This window comes from Halorubrum aethiopicum, assembly GCF_001542905.1.
GTDB classification, from domain to species: domain Archaea; phylum Halobacteriota; class Halobacteria; order Halobacteriales; family Haloferacaceae; genus Halorubrum; species Halorubrum aethiopicum.
In genome coordinates this window covers 2,149,734-2,166,425 of the sequence record NZ_LOAJ01000001.1, presented here as the reverse complement: position 1 = coordinate 2,166,425, position 16,692 = coordinate 2,149,734, and the positions used below count along the sequence as shown (strand labels likewise).

Below are 16,692 nucleotides of genomic sequence, written 5' to 3'. Positions count from 1 at the left end.
CCGTCGGGGGACGAACCCGTGTTCGATCCCGATCTAGTAAACCATATATCGCGATACAAAATCTCCCCATCTCGTCGCCGAGCGGTCCCTCCCGTGAGGGCCGGCTACCGCATCCAGCTCGCGACGGCTCCACGCCCGTACTGCCTCGCCGCTCGCAGCAGGGCGCGCGTCGACACCCGTCGGAGTATCGATTCGTCCGGTGGCGTGCTGCCGGCCAGGGAGGTCTCCCAGCCGGTACGGCTCTCGAGGCGTTCCCGTTCCCGCGTCGCGGCCGCTCGGACGCTTTCGACGTCCATCGATTCGACCGACCGGTCGGCCATGAGGACCCGGCCGTCGACGACCACCGTCTCGACGTCCCCGGCGGTGACCGTGTTCACGAGCACCGAGGGGAGGTTGCTGAACGGTCGGTGTCGCGGCGTGTCGACGTCGACGACGATCAGGTCGGCGCGTTTGCCGGGTTCGAGGCTCCCGATCCGGTCGTCGAGCCCGAGCGCGCGTGCGGCGTCGACGGTGAGCGCTTCGAGCAGGTCGTAGGAGGACCACTGCTGGGATCCGTACTCGTAGTTCGACAGGAGCCGGGCGTGTTTGGCCTCCTGGATCAGATCCCACGAGTCGAACCAGAAGGGGTCGTCCAGGCCGATGACGACGTTCGCGCCGAACTCCGAGAGCGACGGGAGAGGGAACCAGCTTCGCCTGCCGGACCGGAAGTAGCTGTACACGGTCGGACAGTGAAGCACGTGCGCGCCGCTCTCGGCGATCCGTCTGGCGTCGTCCCGGTCCGCGTGTAGCAGGTGGGTCAGCAGCGTCCGTTCGTCGAGGAGGCCGTACCGATCGAGCAGGTCAAGCGGGTCGGAAGCGCCGCTTCCGGCCGCCATCGTGTCGGCCGCGGCGGAGTCGTACAGGTGTGTATGGAGCCGCAGGTCGGGATACGCCGCCCGGAGGTCGGCCACGCCCTCCCAAAGCTCGCACGAACAGCCGGCCTCCCCGCCCGGCGCGATGCTCGCGGTGACGCGCCCTCCGTGACTGCCGTGATACGTCTCGATGAACCGCCGGGCATCGGCGATCTGTTCGTCCGCCGGCGCCGGGTCGAGGAGGTCCGCGAGTTCCGGTCCGATCACGCCGCGTAGCCCGGCATCGCCGATCGCCTTCGCCCCGATAGCCGGCGTGAAGTCCATCGCGTTGACGGTGGTCACGCCGTGTGTCAGCTGACGCAGACAGGCGAGCCGCCACCCCGCCTCGAAGAACGACTCCCTGAGGACCGACTCGGCGGTGTGGTACAACGAGAGCGCCTCCTTGAGCAGCTCGTCGCCGGCGAGTTCGCTGAACAGCCCCTGGACGAGCGTGAAGTCGGTGTGGCGGTGGGCGTCAACGAGGCCGGGCATCACGACCTTCCCGTCGGCGTCGATCACGCGGGACGCCGTCGCGTCCCGGTCCGCGGCGTCGGTCGGTTCGACCGACGAAACCGTTCCGTCGCTCACCCGAACCGAGCCGTTCTCCAGGACCCGGTTCTCCCGATCCATCGTCACGACGATCGCGTCGTGAATCAGGAGGTCCGTCATGAGTCAACGTACTATCACTATCCACGAAAGCGATCCGGAACCGGGAGCCCGGATCGGAACCCCCGCGATCGGCCGGGGGTACCGGCGACGAGCGGTTCCGACGCGCCGGCGGGCGGCCCCGTCACGGTTCGGCGTTCCGAGTCGGGGTCACCTCGAGGGTGGTGATCATCCCGAACGGTCCGGTCGACACGTCCTCGACCGGCAGGCCCGCGCTCTCGACGAGCTCTCGCGGTTCCTGGGTCCAGCGACAGCCGCTCTTCGCGTAGTGCGCGTCGGCCCGCCACTCCTGGAACCGGGCGATCGGTCCCACGTCACTCAGGCCGTGTTCGACGAGACGGATCGTCCCGTCCGGCCTACAGACCCGGTCCATCTCCCGAAGCGCGGCGACGGGATCGGGAAACGTACACGTCGACAGCGCCGAGATCACCGCGTCGAAGCTGTCGGCCGGGAACTCGAGGTCCCCGGCGTCCATTCGACGGAGCGTCCCGTCCCTGTCGAGGTCGGCGAGCGTCTCCTCGGCGTTCGCCAACATCTCGGGAGTGACGTCTATCCCGACGAGGTCGACCGCGTCCGGCAGGTACCGAAAGTTGGTCCCGGTGCCACAGGCGACGTCCAACACTCGCCCGTCGACGTCTCCGAACCGGGCCCGTCGATAGCGCCCGAGGAGGACGCGGTCGACCGGTTCGAACCGGGACATACGGTCGGCGTACTCGTCGTACGACTCCCTGATGGCCGAAACCGACATCGGTCGGTTCGACGCCGGGTCGGCCTCCGTCTCGTCGTGGTCGTGGCGGGTGCTCGTCCGTGTCATCGGTCAGTCGTGGTCAGTGTCCGTCGATCGTGGGTACTTCGGTCAGTCGTGGTCGTCATCGATCGTCAGCTCGCAGTACCGCTCGAGGAACGTCTCGCGGTCCGTGCGGCCGGCGCCGGCCGCCACGAGCGTCTCCTCGAGCCCGTCGCGGTTCTGGTGACAGCGGTCGCGGTCGCACGGTTTACAGAGGTACTCGAACGTCTTGCCCTCGCGACTCCAGCGGTCGCCGTGTTTGTCGTACTCGCGGGCGTCCCCCCGGTCGACCGTCTCGCCACAGGCGATACAGGTCACCCGCTGGTCGGAGTCGGTCCTCCACGGGATCGAGGTCCCCGTCATCGGTCCACCTCGCCCATGATGGTGTCGAGGCTCCCGAGGGTCGCGACGAGGTCGGCGACGAACTCGCCCTCCGCCATCGCCGGGAGCGCGGAGAGGTTCGAGAACGACGGCCCGCGGATCTTGAACCGTGCGGGGGTCTCGGTGCCGTCGGCGCGGACGTAGATCCCGAGTTCGCCCTTGGCGCCCTCGACGGCCCTGTAGCACTCGCCGGACGGCTTCAGCGTCCGCGGAACGTTGGCCTGGCAGACGCGCTCCGAGTCCGGCCAGTCCGCGAGGAGGTCGACGCACTGCTCGACGATGGCCGCCGACTCCTCGATCTCCCGCAGTCGGACGAGTACCCGAGAGAAGTTGTCGCGGCCGTCTTCGGTGACGACGTTCCAGTCCAGTTCGTCGTAGTAGCCGTAGGGGTCGTCCCGTCGCAGGTCGTAATCGATGCCGGACCCGCGGGCGACCGGCCCGGTGACGCCGTACGCCTTCGCGACGTCGGGCGGCAGGTCGCCGGTATCGACACACCGGAGCTGGAAGGTCTCGTTGCTCGTCAGCAGGTCGTGGTACTCGTCGAGCTTCCGCGGCAACTCGTCGGTGAGGGACCGCACGCTCCGGAGGAACTCCTCGCGGGGCTCGGGGAGGTCCCACGCCACGCCGCCGACCCGGAAGTAGTTGAACATCATCCGCTGGCCGGTCAACGCCTCCAGGACGTCCTGGACGGCCTCCCGATCTCGAAAGCCGTACATGAAGGTGGCCGTGAACTCGCCGCTCACGTCCAGCGCGTACATCGCGACGAACAGCAGGTGCGAGAGAACGCGCGACAGCTCGGCGCTCATCGTCCGGATCACCTGCGCGTACTCGGGGACCTCGACGTCCGCGAGGTCCTCGATGACGCGGGCGTACGCCCACTCGTTGAGCAGGCCGGCGCCGCCCCAGTCCCACCGGTCGGGATACGGCATGATCTGGTGGCGATAGGTGCTCTCCTGACACATCTGCTCCTCACAGCGGTGGATGTAGCCGACGTCCGGCTCCACGTCGACCACCTCCTCGCCGTCGAGGACGACCTCGAGATGGAGGACGCCGTGCGTCGAGGGATGGTGGGGGCCGACGTTGAGGAACATGGTGTCGCCCTCCCGACGGTCGTCGCCGATCGGGTTGGCGTGCTCGCGAAGCGCCACGATCTGCGGCCGGTCCCGGTCGTACTCCTCCCGGAGCGGGTGGCCCTTCCACGTCTCCGGAAGCAGGATCCGGCGGAGGTCCGGGTGGTCGTCGTACTCGATCCCGACGAGGTCGTAGGCCTCCCGTTCGTGCCACTCGGCCGTTCGATGGACCGCCGCGGCCGACTCGCTGACGGGGTCGTCGATCGCCGTCGGGACGACGACGGACAGCTCCCGGGTCCGGTCGTCGTAGTCGGTGAGGTGATATATGGTCTCGAAGCGGTCCTCGCGCTCCTGTGCGGTCACGCACGAGCAGTGATCGAGTCCCGCCTCCGAGCGAAGCGTCGAGAGGACCTCACGGACGCGATCGGCCCGGATGGCGACCGCGGGCGCGTTCTCGTGCGATCCGCGGTCGACGACCGCGTCGTCCGGAAGCGTCGCGACCGCCGCTTCCACGGGTCGGCCGGCGGGCGGGCGTTCGTGGCGTTGCATCGTTCACGGGAGTCGATTATCGCCGGAGGGCGGTAGGCACGCTGCCTCACCACTGGTGGAATATAAGAGGGCCGTCCATGAGAGTTTAGTCCGACACGCGCTACGTCGTCGTATGCGGTATCTCACGATGTCGATCGAGCCGAGCGGGGGCGGCGCGTTCCATCCGCTCGGGGGGAAGCTGACGGACGATCCCGAAATCGAACGGCGGGCCATTCACTACGTCGAGCTTCTCTCCGACGATACCGTGCTGTTGTTCGCGGAGGCGAGCGGCAGTCAGGAGCGGTACAGGCGGATCATGGAGGAGTCGCCCCACGTCATCAGTTACCTCACCGCCGGCGCGGACCGCTGGATGGCGGTGAGCCAGTTCGAGCCGACCGAGCCGGTTCGCCGGGCGCTCGAGCTCCAACGGGACTCGTTTCTCGTGGTCGACACGCCGATCCGGTTCACCTCCGAGGACCGGCTGAAGGTGACGTATCTGGGGACCGACGAGACGTTCAAGAACCTGTACGCGCGCGTCGAGGAGGCGGAGTACGTCTCGGTCGAGATCCTCGAGACCGGAGCGTACGAGGCCGACGGCTCGTCGTTCACCAGACTGATCACGTCCCGCCAGGAGGAGGTGCTCGAGACGGCGGTCGATCTCGGCTACTACAGCGAACCCCGGCGGGCGTCGCTGGAGGACGTCAGCGAGGTCGTCGGGATCGCTCCGGGGACGGTCGGAGAGCACCTCCGCAAGGTCGAAGAGCGCGTGTTCGGCGAGATCGTTCGGTGAGTCGGCCGCCGTCCGCGACGTGGGGCGCCGCCGTCCGTGACGTGGGGTGCCGCCGTCCGAGACGTGGGCCGCCGTCGTACGGCCGGTTCGCGGACGTAAAAGTCACCCCACGGATGTGGCAGTCGTCGTATGCGGCTTCGTCGTCTACGATCACTCGTCCGAGAGGCCGGTTCACGTTCGTGACACGAACGTCGAACGCGGTCGTCACCGGAGGCACCCACCGATGTCACCCACCGAGACGCGCATCGACACCGACACATCGCTGCTGACCGACCCGGACGTCGAATCCGACTACCGGGACGTGAACGGCGTCAGGCTACACGTCGTGACCGCCGGCGACCCCGACGCCCCGCTGGTCGTCCTGTTACACGGTCATCCGGACTTCTGGTACGGGTGGCGCGATCAGATCGGCCCGCTCGTCGAGGCGGGGTTTCGCGTGCTCGTCCCGGACCAGCGGGGGTGTAATCTGAGCGAGGCACCCGACGGGATCGACGCCTATCGGCTCTCCGAGCTCACGGCCGACGTCCGTGAACTGATCCGTAGCGAGGGCCGAGAGTCGGCTCACGTCGTCGGGCACGACTTCGGCGGGTTCGTCGCCTGGAACGTGGCGCTCCGTCGGCCCGCCGTCGTCGATCGGCTCGGGATACTCAACGTCCCCCACCCGACGGTGTATCGAGAGACCTTGCGGTCCAGCCTCCGACAGGTCCTCCGGAGCTGGTACGTGTGGTTCTATCAGCTGCCGGCGCTCCCCGAGTGGGCGTTGGGGCGGAACGACATGGCCAACATGGTCGAATCGCTCGAGGTGACGTCGAAACCCGGAACGTTCGACGAGGAGACGATCGAACGCTACCGGGCCGCCTGGCGGCACACGGGCGTCGAGCCCAGGGTCAACTGGTACCGGGGGTTCCGCCGGTCCGAACCCCCGTCGGCGGACGTCGTCTCCCCGTCGACGCTGATCTGTTGGGGAGAAGACGACGTCGCGCTCCTCCCCTCGATGGCCGAGGACAGCGTCGGGTACTGCGATGACGCCCGTCTCCGAACGTTCCCCGACGCCTCACACTGGGTCCACCACGAGCGCGAAGCGGTGACGGACGCGCTCGTCCGTCATCTCTCGTAGCCGCGCCCCGGATCGGCAGCGAATCAGGTCGGTCTCCATCACGCTCAGTCTCCCCGGCGGTATCGGTCTCTACGACGATCTCTCACGGAGCGTCTGTATCGAGACTGCCATGGTTCTTGAGACCGTTCGACTAGGCCGTCGATTAGCGAGCATATGACGGTTTAATTATCTATTATCTGTCTGTTTGGTTTTACGCATTTGTGTGGGGTCGCATACGTATATTTAATCAGACAAGACTTCACATTGACAGCCACCCTGACGGAATAGCTCACCGACGGAGTGGTTCGATCCGCACTTCGAGCAGATGGCCTGGACGTCCACCAGGATGTCGTACTCCGGGTGGTCGAGCTCCTCGGCCGAAGCGAGCGACTCGATCGTCGTCTCCGTGACGACGGCGACCCGCCCTTGGAGTTTCTCGAGCGTCTCGATCTTTCGTTCGACTACGTCCTCGTCCTCGTCCGGGAGACGTGCCTCGCGGTCCTTTCTCAGGTACGTGTGTATCGCCTGGTGTGTCACGAAATCGCTCGAGAGCGCCTCCACGTCTATCCCTTCGCGTTCGAGACGTCGCCGGGCGCGAGTTCTCTCGGAACTCGATCCCTCCCGTAGTGCCTCGTACGTTCCGGTGACCTCGAAATCACGAGGAGAGACGTTCGCCTCGCGAAGGCTCACTTCGAGCAGTCGTTCGTTGAACTCGTCGGCGAGGTCTCGGAGGCTCGTCCGCTCGCCGGACGTGCCCGTCCACGCCGCCTCGAGTCGTGCCCCCGTTCCGGACAGGTCGTACTCGTCGATGAGCCGTGCAACCTTCGTTCCGCGACTCCGCGTACCGTCGCTCATACGTCCGCTAGCGGAGCGACCGTTACAAACTTACTGGTGTCATGCCCTCCTCGGGAGATCCGAAACGACGACCCGTCCAACGGTCCATCGTCCCGCTGAGCCTAGTCGATGCTCGTCACGTACGTGTACTCGCTCGAGAGGGCCTCGGCGTCTTCGGGCAGTAACGCAGCGACGAGATACTCCGCGTGTGTGCGGAAGTAGTCGACGAGGCGTCCGATCCGGTCCGAATCGATCGCTTCCAGCGAATCGAGGACGACGAACGGAACGACCTCGTGGACGTCGTGAACGAGGTAACCGGCGAGCGCGAAGACGAGCCCGGTCACCTCGCGTTCGCTCTCCGAGAGGTGGTCGATCGTGTCCTCGTACGCGGACCCGTCCGCGGCGGAGCGGACGATGTGTAACTCGAACCGCGTCCTCGTCACCTTTCGGCGCCCCTCACGTGCCTCCTCCCGGCGGCGTTCGATCCAGATCCGATCGAGATTGTCGTACTCCAAGATGTCGAGCACCGTCTCCATGTGGTCGTTGAACGCCGTCACGGCGTCCTTCTCGATGCGCTCGACGCGGGTCCGGAGGTCCGTGAGCCGCTCGGTGAGCTCTTCGCGTTCGGCCTCGAGGTCGTCACGGTCCTCGAGCGTCTCCTCACGGTTCGCGATCTCCTCGTCTATCGCGTCGAGGTCGTCCTCGAGCCGTTCGACGCGGAGTTCGAGTTCGTTGGACTCCCGGTGGAGTTCGAGCACGTCGTCGTGGTCTCCGACCTCGATCGCTTCGGCTTCGGCCTCGAGGTCCGCGATCTCGGTTCGTTTCTCCTCGATGCGGTCCTCGAGATCCGCGATACGCTCGTTCGTGGTCTCGATCTCCGCTTCGACCTCGGCGAGTCCGTCCTCGGCTCGCTCGATCTCCCGACGCTTGCTGCGGAGTTCCGATCGTTTCTCCGTGAGTTCGGTGATCTCGGACTCGATGTCGTTCCGCTCCTCGAGCTTCTCCGAGCGCAGCTCGCGGAGCCGGTCGAGCGTTCCTTCGATCTGTTCGGTCGCGACGGTCGACCCACAGGTCCAACAGGTCGTCTCGTCGTTCGCCGTCAGCGCGTCGGTCAGCTCCGTCGACTCGTCGGCGTCGGTCCCTTCGAGACCGAGCGTCTCCCCTTCGAGCATGTCCTCGTTGAAGCTGACGACGCTCGTGAGGTTGCTGATCGTGTCGTCGAGCGCTCGCTTGCGGTTCCGAAGCTCTTCAACGCGTCCCGCGAGCCGGTCCGGCTCCGTCTCGAACGGCTCCGCCTCGGCGAGCGTTTCCTCGAGCTCGTCGCGCTCGGATTCGAGTTCGGAGAGAGTCGTCCGCTCGGTTTCGAGGTCGAACTCGAGGTCGTCCAGTTCCGAGCGGGCGTCCCGGACGCGCTGAAACGCCTCCTCGAGTTCTCGCTTTCGCGAGCGGCTCTGTTCGACGTCCGTTTCAAGCTCCTCGAGTTCGGATTGAACGGTCGCCAACTCGTCTCGCGCCTCCTCGAGTTCCGCCCGTTTCTCGCGCCGTTCCTCCTGAAGTTCGGGGAGTTCGCGCTCGATCCGTTCGAGTCGTTCGATCTCCTCGTCGATCTCTTCGCGCTCGCGTTTACACGACTCGATCTCGGCATCGATGCGGTCCGTATCGATCGGCCGCATGATGAGCTCTCGGAGGTCGTCACCGCGGGCGACGGTGCGGCGCGCCTCGTTGTTCTCGAGCAGGAAGGCGAACAGGTCGGCGAGTTCGGGATCGTCGAGATAGGGATCGCCGCCGAACGCGACCGTCTCTCCCTGCCGCGTCAGCGTTCGGGTATAGGTTTGTCCGTCGATCTCGAGGGTGACCGAACCCTCCTCGGCGTCGCCCTTGAGCGAGGCCTTTTCGCTGCCGAGCGCCGCCATGAGCGCCTTCAGAAAGGACGTCCGGTTCGTCGCGTTTCGTCCGGTCAGCACCGAGACACCGGGTGGAACGGTGACCTCGGCGTCGTCGATCCCTCCGATGTTTCGAACGTCGATTCGCGCCCGTGGTTCGTTGAATTGTTCTGCCGACACACCCTGATAATGATGATCCCACTCATTAAATGTGCTCATGGCGGTCGGCAGTTGACGGGGGACCGCTCAATACCGGTTCCAGCCGATCGTAACGTATTGGATTTCTTATTTATAGGACACAGATGGGCATAAAACACGGAATATATTCGTAATATATATAAGAATTAGTATGTATTACTACTAATTTTTCTTATATTTCTTGATCTCGCTCAAGTCTCGATCGAATATCGTCCGAATGTCGTCCGAATGTCGTCCGAATGTCGTCCGAATGCCTATCGAGATCGAGGGGAGAGACGGCATCGGCGTGTCCGGATGAGGTCGAAATCGAGTGACGTCTCCTCGACCGAGGTAGTCCGTGAGACGCAGCGCTACCGGTTTCTCCCCGATTTCAGAGCGGCACAGGGACCGGAAACGAGTGATCCGTCTCCCGGCCGTACTTTTATACTAGGCCCCAACGACATGCGGACGAATGCGATATAGTCAGCTCAACCTATCGGGAAACAGACGTGTCGCGGTGACTCGACGGTCCGAAACGTACGATCTCACGAGTGCCGACGCGGACCTCCGTTCGTTCGGAGACGTGGCGAGGGCGGCGAGTGCCGACGGGGAATCGATCGACCACGTCGCCACGAGGTTGCTCGACGAGGCCGAGACCCTCGATCCCTCGGTAGTGGAGGAGAACGCGATGGTTCCGGTAGACGCGTCGGAGGTCTGGGCGGCCGGCGTGACTTACGAGATCAGCGAACAGGCCAGGGAGGACGAGAGCTCGATGCCGGACATCTACCTCGACGTCTACGACGCGGAGCGGCCGGAGCTGTTCTTCAAGGCCACGCCGTCGCGGACGGTCGGCAACCGAGAGCCCGTCGGGGTCAGGGAGGACTCGACGTGGAACGTCCCCGAGCCGGAGCTGGGGATCGTCCTCCATCGCGGCGAGATAGTCGGCTTCACGATCGGCAACGACGTGAGCAGCCGGTCCATCGAGGGCGCGAACCCGCTGTACCTCCCCCAGGCGAAGGTGTACGACCGGAGCTGTTCGCTCGGTCCGTGCGTGGTCTCGCGGGATCGCGTCGACGACCCGCACGACCTCGACATGGAGATGACCATCGAGCGGGACGGGGACGTCGTCTACGAGGACGCCACGAACACGAGCGGGATGGTCCGCTCCTGTGAGGAGCTCGTCTCGTACTTCACCCGCCATAACGCCGTGCCGGAGCTGTCGGTGCTTCTGACCGGAACCTCGCTCGTCCCCGAGGGATCCTTCGACCTACAGGAAGGTGATCGGGTCGACATCACCATCGAGGAGATCGGAACGCTCTCGAACGGCGTGGTCTCGGTATGACCGACGACCCCCTCCCCTCGCTCGACGGGTTCACCCGCCGCGACTGGCAGTCGGGGGAGACGACGGGAACGATCAGGGTCGCGATGGTCGGGCTGGGCTGGTGGACGCGCGAGCAGGCCATCCCCGCGGTCGCGGCGTCCGACTTCTGTGAGACGACTGCGGTCGTCAGCGGCTCCGCGGAGAAGGTCAGGTCGGCGACCGACCTCGCGGACTCGATCGCGCACGGGCTCACCTACGAGGAGTTCCACGACGGGGTCGCGGCCGACGCCTACGACGCCGTGTACGTCGTCACGCCGAACGGTGCCCATCTGCCGTACGTCGAGACGGCCGCCGACCTCGGGAAGGCGGTCCTCTGTGAGAAGCCGCTGGAGGCGTCCGTCGAGCGCGCCGAGCGGCTCGTCGAGGCCTGCGGGGACGCCGACGTTCCCCTGATGGTCGCCTACCGGATGCAGACCGAACCGGCGGTGCGACGGGCCAGAGAGGTCGTCGAGAGCGGCGCGATCGGCGAGCCCGTCGTCGTCCACGGGCACATGTCCCAGCGACTCCTCGACGAGGTCGTTCCCGATCCGGACCAGTGGCGGCTCGATCCGGGGCTGTCGGGCGGCGCGACGGTCATGGACATCGGCCTGTACCCGCTGAACACCGCCCGGTTCGTCCTCGACGCCGACCCGGTCCGCGTCCGGGCTCGAGCGGTCGTCGAGTCCGAGCCGTTCGACGCGGTCGGCGACGAACACGTCAGTTTCGGCGTCGACTTCGACGACGGGACGCTCGCGGCGTGTACCGCCAGCCAGTCGGCCGTCCAGTCGAGCTTCCTCCGCGTGACGGGAACGGAGGGCGAGGTCACCCTCGACCCGGCGTTCTACAACCGACAGAATCGGGGGTTCCGGCTGTCGGTCGGCTCCCAGTCCGTCGACTACGACTTCGACCGAGTCGACCAGATGACCGAGGAGTTCGACTACTTCGCACACTGCCTGTTGACGGGGACCGATCCCCATCCCGACGGCGATCACGCGCTCGTCGACATGCGCGCGATGGACGCGATCTACGCCGCGGCCGAGCGCGGAAGCGACGTCGAAGTCGAGAGCGCCTGACCCGGTCCGGCCGGGTCGGGGGAGACCCCGGCGCCCGCGCTCGGGTCAGGTCCGTACGTCGACCCACTCGCCGCGCTCGTCGCTCCGCTCGATCGCGTCGAGGACCTCCTGGACCGCGAGTCCCGTCTCGAAGTCCGGCTCGTAGCTCCCGCCGTTCGCGACCGCCGAGAGGAACTCGTAGTTCTCGTGGACGAGCGCGTGCTCCCAGCCGACGTTGTGACCCGCCGGCCACCACCGGTCCCCGTACGGGTCCGACTCGTCGGTGACGTGGATCGTCTCGAAGCCCCGACCGTCTCCCCGGAGGACCTCGAGTTCGTTGAGCCGCTCCAGGTCGAACCGGATCGACCCCTCCGACCCGTTGAGCTCGATCGTGTTCCCGTTCTTGTGTCCCGTGGCGAACCGCGAGGCCTCGAAGAGGCCCATGGTCCCGTCCGCGAACGCGGCCTGCGCGGTGTACGCGTCGTCGACCGTGACGGCCCTCGTCTCCCGGCTGTCGGACCCGGACGCAGAGAGGGCGTCGCCGTCGCCCCCGCCGGGCACGGGTCGCTCGTCGACGAACGTCCGCAGGTGCCCCGAGACGCGGTCGATCCGCGATCCGAGGAGGAACTGCGCGAGGTCGATCGAGTGCGCGCCCAGATCGCCGAGCGCGCCCGATCCCGCCACCTCCGCCGAGTTCCGCCAGCTCCAGGGCGCCTGGGGATCGACCAGCCAGTCCTGGAGGTACCGCGCGCGGACGTGCCGTACCTCGCCGATCGCGCCGCTCTCGACGAGGTCTCTCGCGTACTGGATCGCAGGGATGAATCGGTAGTTGAACGCGGTGGCGGTGACCGCGTCGCTCTCGCGCGCCGCGTCCGCCATCCGCTCGGCCGCCTCGAGGTCGTGGGCGAGCGGCTTCTCACAGAACGCGTGGGCACCCGCCTCGAGCGCCGCGATCGACGGCTCCGGGTGGAGGCTGTTCGGCCCGAGGTTGTAGAACACGTCGACGTCGTCGACGGCGTCCCGCCAATCGGTCACGTACCGATCGAATCCGAGCCGGTCGACCGCGTCCGCGAGCGCCTCCTCGTCGCGCCCGACGAGGACGTCGCGCTCGACGGCGGGCGCGTCGGGGAAGAACATCGGGAGCCGCGCCAGCGCGTTCGCGTGCGCCTTGCCCATGAACCGGTAGCCGAGGAATCCGACTGTCAGGCTCATGGTATCAGGCCCAGTAGGCGTCGCCCGGCTGCGTTTCGAAGACGGCTCGCTGGAGCACGTCGACGGCCTTCTCTAGCCCCTCGCGGCCCGACGTGAGCGAGTCCTCGTGTTCGATCGAGAGCGCGCCCTCGTAGCCGACCATCCGGAGCGTCGAGACCACGTCCTTCCAGTGGGCCTCGCCGTGCCCGTAGCCGATCGAGCGGAACAGCCACGAGCGGTCCGGCTCGGCCGTGTACGGCTCGGTGTCGAGGACGCCCTTGATCCGAGCGTTCGACTCGTAGACCTTCGTGTCCTTCGCGTGGACGTGGTGGATCGCGTCGCGTTCGCCCAGGAAGCGGATCGCCTCGGTGACGTCGATCCCCTGCCAGTAGAGGTGGGAGGGATCGAAGTTCGCGCCCACGCGCTCGTTCGTCGCCTCTCGGAGGCGCATCATGCCCGTCGGCTCGTACACCAGCATGTTCGGGTGCATCTCGATGCCGATGTCGACGCCGTGGTCGTCCGCGTGCTCCGCGAGCGCGGTCCACGTCGGGATCGCGACCTCCTCCCACTGGTACTCCAGCGCGTCGGCGTGTTCGGGCGGCCACGGGGCCGTGATCCAGTTGGGGACCTCGCCGTTCGGTCCCCCCGCCGGCAGCCCGGAGAAGGTGTTGACGGCGTCCACGCCAAGCTGGTCGGCGAGCCGGACCGCCTCTCGGATCTCCGTCGCCGCGCGCTCGGCGCGCTCGTCGTCGGGGTGGAGCGGGTTGTTGTGCGTCGAGAGCGCGCTGATCTCGAGGTCGTGCTCCTCGACCAGCTCCAGCAGCTCGCGCTGTGCCGCCTCGTCGTCGAGGTACGCCTCCCGATCGAGGTGGTCGTCGCCGACGAACCCGCCGCAGCCGAGTTCGACCGTGCCGACGCCGAGTCCGGAGAGGTAATCGAGCGCTTCCTCGAGCGGTTCGTCACCGAGTACAACTGTCAGGACTCCTACGTCCATGCGCCTTCGGTCGTTCCGTCAGAAAATAAAACTATGGGCGGACCGCGGCGATCGGGGATCTCCGCGCTCGGTTTCGCTCCGCTCGTCTATCGAGCTCGACTTCGGCTTACGCCTCGTCGAACAGCTCCTCGCCCTCGACCATGTGTTCCTCGACGGCGTCGAGGTCGAGCGTGAGGCCGAGTCCCGGCTCCTCGGGGATCTCCATTCGACCCTCCTGGATGAGGTCGTCCTCCTCGACGAGGTCCTCCCACCAGCCGAGCTCGTAGGAGTGGTACTCGACGGCGAGCGAGTTCGGGATGGCTGCGGCCACCTGCGCGGACGCCATCGTCCCGATCGGCGAGGAGACGTTGTGCATCGCCACGGGGATGTAGAACAGGTCGGCCAGATCGGCGATCTTGCGGGTCTCGCGCATGCCGCCGACCCGCGGGAGGTCCGGCGCGACGATGTCGACCGCCCCCGGCTCGAGCAGGGTTCGCTGGCCGAACGTCCGGTAGACGTTCTCGCCGACCGCGATGGGGGTCGTCGTCGACTCCGTGACGCGCCGCTGGACGTCGTGGTTCTCCGGCGGGACGGGGTCCTCGAGCCACCACACGTCGTACTCCTCGACCGCCGCCGCGAGCCGCTTCGCGCTGCCGGCCGCGTACGACCAGTGGCAGTCGAAGGCGACGTCGGCGCGGTCGCCGACCGCCTCCGTCACGGCCTCGACGATCTCGACCTTGTGGTCGATCTCGGGGTCGCGGAGGTGGCGGTTCGCGCGGTCCTTCTCGTGGCCCGAGGGCACGTCGAGGTCGAACTTGATCGCGTCGTAGCCGAGCTCCTCGACGACGCGGACTCCCTCCTCGGCGCAGGCCTCCGGGTCCGCCTCGTTCTCCGTGTGGAGGTCGCAGTAGATCCGGACGTCGTCGCGGTACTTGCCGCCAACGAGCTGGTAGGCCGGCACGTCGAGGAGCTTCCCGGCGGCGTCGTGGAGCGCGATCTCGATCCCGGAGATGGCCGAGACGACCTTCCCCGAGATCGACCCCTCGCCGGACATCTTCTGGATCAGGTGCTCGTACAGGCGGTCGATGTCGAGCGGGTTCTCCCCCACGAGGAAGGGCTTCATCCGCTCGATTATCGCGGTGTCGCCGCCGCCCCAGTAGGCCTCGCCGGTGCCGACGACGCCCGCGTCGGTGTAGACGCGCACGAGGATCCACGGGTAGTTCCCGTCGACCATCGTGGTCTGGACGTCCGTGATCTCCGCGTCGCGGACGCCGCCCCGCGGCTTCGTGAGATCCATCGTCTCCCTCGACAGGTCTCGCATCGTGTACTCCGCGTTCGGGTCGCGAAGCTTCGCGTGATCGACCATGACGACCGTGTCTCCGACGACACGCTACAAAAGCCTATGGGAACTCGACGAGTCACGCCGCCGTCGAACCGCCGCCGTCGAGCCGCCACTGACGAGCCGCGGCCGATCGCGGACCGACGACGAGACGCGGCGACCAAAAGACATGAGTGTGCGACCGTTGACGTACGACCCGATGTCGGAGCCCACAACGAACTACGTGGACGGCGAATGGCGAGACTCGGAGACGGGAGAGACGATCGAGGTCCGGAACCCGGCGAACCCGGACGAGGTCGTCGCGACCTACCCGCGGTCGGACGAGCGGGACGCCGCCGCCGCGGTCGACGCCGCGGTCGCGGCCGAGGCGGACTGGCGGGACACGCCCGGGCCGGAGCGCGGTCGGATCCTGCGGGAGGCGGGGACGATCCTCGCCGGACGGAAAGCGGAGATCACGGAGACCCTCGTGGCCGAGGAGGGGAAGGCCCGTCCGGAGGCCGCCGGCGAGGTCCAGCGGGCGATCGACATCTTCCACTACTTCGCGGGGAAGGCGTCTGACCTCGCGGGCACTCGGAAGGCGTCGAGCGGCCGCGACACGAACCTCTACATCCGCCGGGAGCCCGTCGGCGTCGCGGCGCTCGTCACGCCGTGGAACTACCCGATCGCGATCCCGGCCTGGAAGCTCGCTCCGGCCCTCGTCGCGGGGAACACGGTGGTCCTCAAGCCGGCCTCCCTCGCGCCGGGCGTCGCGATCGAGCTCGCGCGGGCGCTCGACGAGGCGGGACTCCCTGACGGCGTCTTCAATCTGGTCACCGGGCCGGGGAGCACCGTCGGCGACGAGTTCATCACGAGCGAGGGGACGGACCTCGTCTCCTTCACCGGCAGCAGCGAGGTCGGCGAGATGGTGTACGAACAGGCCACCGACGAGGGCAAGCGCGTCCAGACCGAGATGGGCGGGAAGAACCCGACGCTCGTGGCCGAGTCGGCGGACCCCGCCGAGGCCGCCGACATCGTCGCGTCCGGCGGGTTCGGCACGACCGGGCAGTCGTGTACCGCGTGCTCGCGGGCCGTGGTCCACGAGGCCGTCCACGACGAGTTCGTCGCGGAGCTGGTCGACCGCGCGGAGTCGATCGACGTCGGTCCCGGACTCGAGCACGAGATGGGCCCGCAGGTCAGCGAGGCGGAGCTGTCGTCCACCCTCGAGTACATCGACGTCGCCTCGAACGAGGGCGCGACGCTCGCGGCGGGCGGCGGCGTTCCCGACGGCGACGCGGTCGAAACCGGTCACTTCGTCCAGCCGACGGTGTTCACCGACGTGGAGCCCGACATGCGGATCGCCCAGGAGGAGGTGTTCGGCCCCGTCGTCGGCGTCATCGAGGTCGCCGACTTCGAGGAGGGGCTCGCCGTCGCCAACGACGTGGAGTACGGCCTCTCGGCGAGCGTGGTCACGGACGACCACGCGGAGGCGAACCGATTCGTCGACGCGATCGAGGCCGGCGTGGCGAAGGTCAACGAGAAGACGACCGGGCTCGAACTCCACGTCCCCTTCGGCGGCTTCAAGCGCTCCTCCTCGGAGACGTGGCGCGAGCAAGGCGACGCGGGCCTCCGGTTTTACACCATCGAGAAGACGGTCTACGACGGCTACTGAAACGACGACGCTCGCGACGGCTTCGGC

At 67.1% G+C, this 16,692-nt stretch carries 14 protein-coding genes; 5 read left to right on the top strand and 9 right to left on the bottom strand.

The features are described from left to right. Nucleotides 1–104: 104 nt before the first annotated feature. The 4 genes from AXA68_RS10290 to AXA68_RS10275 all read right to left on the bottom strand — a co-directional run bounded on the left by AXA68_RS10290 (nt 105) and on the right by AXA68_RS10275 (nt 4,343). Nucleotides 105–1,559, bottom strand: coding sequence for an amidohydrolase family protein (locus tag AXA68_RS10290; protein WP_066416207.1), 1,455 nt, complete (start codon nt 1,557–1,559; stop codon nt 105–107). Nucleotides 1,560–1,680: 121 nt separating this feature from the next. Further along, a complete protein-coding gene (locus tag AXA68_RS10285; protein WP_066416204.1) occupies nt 1,681–2,370 on the bottom strand; it encodes a class I SAM-dependent methyltransferase in 690 nt (229 codons plus the stop codon). Nucleotides 2,371–2,412: 42 nt separating this feature from the next. Further along, a complete protein-coding gene (locus AXA68_RS10280; RefSeq protein WP_066416201.1) occupies nt 2,413–2,706 on the bottom strand; it encodes a DUF7562 family protein in 294 nt (97 codons plus the stop codon). Continuing rightward, nucleotides 2,703–4,343: an NADH-quinone oxidoreductase subunit D gene (locus AXA68_RS10275; protein ID WP_066416199.1), complete on the bottom strand. Its 1,641-nt coding sequence runs from the start codon at nt 4,341–4,343 to the stop codon at nt 2,703–2,705. Before AXA68_RS10275 ends, AXA68_RS10280 begins: the two co-directional genes overlap by 4 nt. A 112-nt stretch (nt 4,344–4,455) precedes the next feature. On the opposite strand from AXA68_RS10275, the gene AXA68_RS10270 reads away from it, so the two are divergent. Continuing rightward, nucleotides 4,456–5,112: a helix-turn-helix domain-containing protein gene (locus AXA68_RS10270; RefSeq protein ID WP_066416197.1), complete on the top strand. Its 657-nt coding sequence runs from the start codon at nt 4,456–4,458 to the stop codon at nt 5,110–5,112. A gap of 223 nt (nt 5,113–5,335) precedes the next feature. Further along, a complete protein-coding gene (locus AXA68_RS10265; RefSeq protein WP_066416195.1) occupies nt 5,336–6,229 on the top strand; it encodes an alpha/beta fold hydrolase in 894 nt (297 codons plus the stop codon). 222 nt (nt 6,230–6,451) lie between these two features. Here AXA68_RS10265 and rdfA read toward each other — a convergent pair whose 3' ends face one another. Together rdfA and AXA68_RS10255 are read right to left on the bottom strand one after the other, a co-directional pair. Further along, a complete protein-coding gene (gene rdfA / locus AXA68_RS10260; protein ID WP_066416193.1) occupies nt 6,452–7,063 on the bottom strand; it encodes a rod-determining factor RdfA in 612 nt (203 codons plus the stop codon). 101 nt (nt 7,064–7,164) lie between these two features. Continuing rightward, nucleotides 7,165–9,105 (bottom strand): archaea-specific SMC-related protein, encoded by a 1,941-nt coding sequence (locus AXA68_RS10255; RefSeq protein ID WP_066416191.1) that lies wholly within the window; start codon nt 9,103–9,105, stop codon nt 7,165–7,167. Nucleotides 9,106–9,574: 469 nt separating this feature from the next. On the opposite strand from AXA68_RS10255, the gene AXA68_RS10250 reads away from it, so the two are divergent. Next, nucleotides 9,575–10,444 carry a fumarylacetoacetate hydrolase family protein gene (locus AXA68_RS10250; protein ID WP_066416190.1) on the top strand — a complete coding sequence of 290 codons (870 nt, stop codon included), beginning with the start codon at nt 9,575–9,577 and terminating at the stop codon, nt 10,442–10,444. Further along, nucleotides 10,441–11,535 carry a D-xylose 1-dehydrogenase Gfo6 gene (gfo6, locus tag AXA68_RS10245; RefSeq protein ID WP_066416189.1) on the top strand — a complete coding sequence of 365 codons (1,095 nt, stop codon included), beginning with the start codon at nt 10,441–10,443 and terminating at the stop codon, nt 11,533–11,535. Before AXA68_RS10250 ends, gfo6 begins: the two co-directional genes overlap by 4 nt. A 45-nt stretch (nt 11,536–11,580) precedes the next feature. On the opposite strand, the gene AXA68_RS10240 is transcribed toward gfo6, so the two are convergent. The 3 genes from AXA68_RS10240 to AXA68_RS10230 all read right to left on the bottom strand — a co-directional run bounded on the left by AXA68_RS10240 (nt 11,581) and on the right by AXA68_RS10230 (nt 15,044). Beyond that, on the bottom strand, nt 11,581–12,726 hold the full coding sequence (locus tag AXA68_RS10240; protein WP_066416188.1) for a Gfo/Idh/MocA family protein: 1,146 nt from the start codon (nt 12,724–12,726) through the stop codon (nt 11,581–11,583). A gap of 4 nt (nt 12,727–12,730) precedes the next feature. Further along, entirely contained in the window at nt 12,731–13,699 is a 969-nt protein-coding gene (locus tag AXA68_RS10235) for a sugar phosphate isomerase/epimerase family protein (RefSeq protein ID WP_066416187.1), read from the bottom strand. 106 nt (nt 13,700–13,805) lie between these two features. Beyond that, nucleotides 13,806–15,044 (bottom strand): mandelate racemase/muconate lactonizing enzyme family protein, encoded by a 1,239-nt coding sequence (locus AXA68_RS10230; RefSeq protein ID WP_066416185.1) that lies wholly within the window; start codon nt 15,042–15,044, stop codon nt 13,806–13,808. A 172-nt stretch (nt 15,045–15,216) separates the two neighbouring features. Here AXA68_RS10230 and xacF point away from each other — a divergent pair, with 172 nt between their 5' ends. Next, nucleotides 15,217–16,665 (top strand): 2,5-dioxovalerate dehydrogenase, encoded by a 1,449-nt coding sequence (gene xacF / locus AXA68_RS10225; RefSeq protein ID WP_066416184.1) that lies wholly within the window; start codon nt 15,217–15,219, stop codon nt 16,663–16,665. The last annotated feature ends 27 nt before the right edge of the window (nt 16,666–16,692 follow it).